This window comes from Polaromonas sp. (assembly GCF_030682935.1).
GTDB lineage: Bacteria > Pseudomonadota > Gammaproteobacteria > Burkholderiales > Burkholderiaceae_C > Polaromonas.
This window is the reverse complement of record NZ_JAUXNA010000220.1, coordinates 1-2,785: the sequence shown is the minus strand read 5'-3', so window position 1 is coordinate 2,785 and position 2,785 is coordinate 1. Positions and strand designations below refer to the sequence as shown.

Annotated in this window: 2 protein-coding genes and 1 pseudogene; 1 reads left to right on the top strand and 2 read right to left on the bottom strand. The window is 62.1% G+C overall.

What is annotated here, in order from left to right; genetic code table 11:
* A pseudogene (locus tag Q8K05_RS09990) lies at window positions 1–200 on the bottom strand (hypothetical protein); the annotation flags it as partial.
* Complete coding sequence (locus Q8K05_RS09985; protein ID WP_305246472.1) at window positions 197–1,462, bottom strand: GNAT family N-acetyltransferase; 1,266 nt, start codon at window positions 1,460–1,462, stop codon at window positions 197–199. The pseudogene Q8K05_RS09990 and the gene Q8K05_RS09985, both read right to left, overlap by 4 nt.
* 48 nt (window positions 1,463–1,510) lie before the next feature.
* On the opposite strand from Q8K05_RS09985, the gene Q8K05_RS09980 reads away from it, so the two are divergent.
* A partial coding sequence (locus Q8K05_RS09980; protein WP_305246471.1) for an NAD+ synthase occupies window positions 1,511–2,785 on the top strand: 1,275 nt, incomplete at its 3' end.

The following is a 2,785-nucleotide window of genomic DNA, read 5'->3' as shown; positions in this document are numbered from 1 at the left end:
GTGCGTTCTTCGGCTGGCAGGCCTTCGATCAGCGAGCGCGCCAACATGCAGGCCTGCAGCGCGGGCACTACGTACGCGGGGCCGCCCACGCCAAACTCCAGGGCCATGCGAAACCGCAGTTCTGCGGCGCTGCGCTGGTCGGCGCTCAGGCTGGTGGCGCCAACCATTTTGACGGTATAGGTTTGTGTCTGTTCGCTCATGGGGTGTGTTGCTTGCTGTTTGGGGGTTGGGTGAGAGGGGCAGGGAAAGCCAGGCTGGCCTTGAAGGGGCTGCGCTTTTCCAGATCTTCCATGTAATTGGCAATGCCTTCGCCTTCGCGGGCCAGGTAGCGCTCGACCGCATCGGCAAACGCAGGGTGCGCCAGCCAGTGGGCGCTGGTGGTTTTGACGGGCAGCAGCGCACGCGCCATTTTGTGCTCGCCCTGGGCGCCGCCTTCAAAGCGCTGAATGCCGTGTTCCATGCACCACGCCAGCGGCTGGTAGTAGCAGGCCTCAAAATGCAGGCAGTCGACACGCTCCAGCGCACCCCAGTAACGGCCATACGCGGTGCGGATCTCGTTTTTTGAATCAAATTGGCCGTTGGCCGATACAGGGCGGGCGCTGATAGCTATCAAACTGGTAGCAATCGGTGCGCCGCTTCGTTCGGCCACAAACAGCAGCCAGTTCTCGGGCATGGTGCTCTGCATGCGCTGAAAGAAGTCGCGGCTCAGATAGGGCGCGTTGCCGTGTTCGTAATAGGTGCGCTCGTAGCACTGGTAGAAAAAGCCCCAGTCGGCGGGGCTGATGTCCGTGCCCTGCGACCAGCGAAACGTGATGCCCGCATCAAGCACCTTGCGGCGCTCCTGGCGGATTTTCTTGCGTTTTTCCTGGCTCAGCGACATCAGGAAGTCGTCAAAGTCGCGGTAGCCAGAAGGTGGGGCTGTCCAGTGAAACTGCACCGTGTGGCGCAGCATCAAGCCGGCTTCCTGGCAGGCGGCCACATCCTCATCAGTCGTGAACAGCAGGTGCAGCGACGACAACCCTTCTTGCTCGCACCACGCCACCAGCGCCTTGACCAGCAGCGTGCGCTCGGTGGCGTTGCGCGCCAGCAAGCGCGCCCCGGGCACCGGGGTGAAGGGCACGGCCACCACGGCTTTGGGGTAGTAGTCGAGGCCATGCTGCTGGTAAGCGTTGGCCCAGGCGTGGTCAAACACGTATTCGCCGTAGGAATGGTCCTTGAGGTAGAGCGCGCAGGCGCCCGCCAGTGTGTCGCCCTGCCAGAGCGTGACGAAACGCGGCGTCCAGCCGGTCTCGGGCGTGGCGCTGCCGCTGCTGTGCAGGGCGGCCAGGTACTCGTGGCGCATGAAGGGGTTCAGGCCTTCGTGTGCGCTTTGCGCGGCCAGCAAGGCATTCCAGTCTGTGCCATTCACCTCCAGCGGCGAATCGAGCACACGGATGACATAATCGTTTGAGTCGTTTTTCACGTGTTGTCAGTGTCTTGCTGATGTGTTTTTTCGGGGTTCAGTTTCTTCATGTCACTCAAAATCTGCGTTGCCCAATTGAATTATTGCGTTGGCGACATGCCGGGCAATGCACAAAAAATCATCGACGCGGCCCGCACGGCCTACCAGGACGGCGCCCGGCTGGTGCTGACCCCGGAGCTGGCGATTTGCGGCTACGCGGCGGAAGACCTGTTTTTGCGTCCGTCTTTTATCCAAGCCTGCGATGATGCCGTGAATCTGGTGGCCCGTGAACTGGCCGGCTTAAAAGGCCTGAGCGTGGTGGTGGGCACGCCGACCCAAGGCGACAGCGGCAAGGGCCTGCGCACCAAAAGCGTGGCGGTGCAGCAGCGTCACAACGCGGCCAGGGTGCTGCGCGAAGGCCGCGTGATTGATACCTACGCCAAGCGCGAACTGCCCAATTACCAGGTGTTTGACGAGCGCCGCTATTTCACGCCGGGGCAGGGCACGTGCGTGTTCCAGGCCGGTGAAGGTGAAGAGGCTATCCGCATCGGCTTGCTGATCTGTGAGGACGCCTGGTTTGAAGAGCCAGCGCGGCTGGCCAAAGAAGCCGGTGCCGAGCTGCTGGTCGTGATCAATGCCTCGCCCTTTCATGTGGGCAAGGGTGGCGAGCGCGAGCTGATGATGCAGGCGCGGGTGCTGGCCACCGGCCTGCCCATGGTGTATGCGCACCTGGTGGGCGGGCAGGACGAGATCGTGTTTGAAGGCCGCTCGTTTGCGCTGCAGGCCGATGGCACGCTGGCGGGCCGGGCGCCAAGTTTTAAGGAAAATATGTTTGAAGTGCAGGCGGTGCGGATGCAGGAAGCTATTGAATTAATAGCAAGCACGGCCCCTGAACAGAGCAACGAAGCCGACCTGTGGGACGCGTTGGTGCTGGGCGTGCGCGATTACCTGGGCAAAAACGGCTTTCCTGGTGCGATTCTGGGCCTGTCCGGCGGCATTGATTCGGCCCTGGTGCTGGCGATTGCGGTCGATGCGCTGGGCGCCGACAAGGTGCGCACGGTGATGATGCCTTCGCCCTACACCGCCGACATTTCGTGGATTGACGCACGCGACATGGCCGAGCGCATGAAGGTGCGCTACGACGAGATTTCCATCGTTCCCGAATTCGAGGCCTTCAAGGCCTCGCTGGCCGGCGAGTTCAAGGGGCTGGCGGAAGACACCACCGAGGAAAACATCCAGGCGCGCATTCGCGGGGTGTTTTTGATGGCGCTGTCCAACAAGTTTGGCGCCATCGTGCTGACCACCGGCTACAAGAGCGAGATGGCCACCGGCTATTGCACGCTG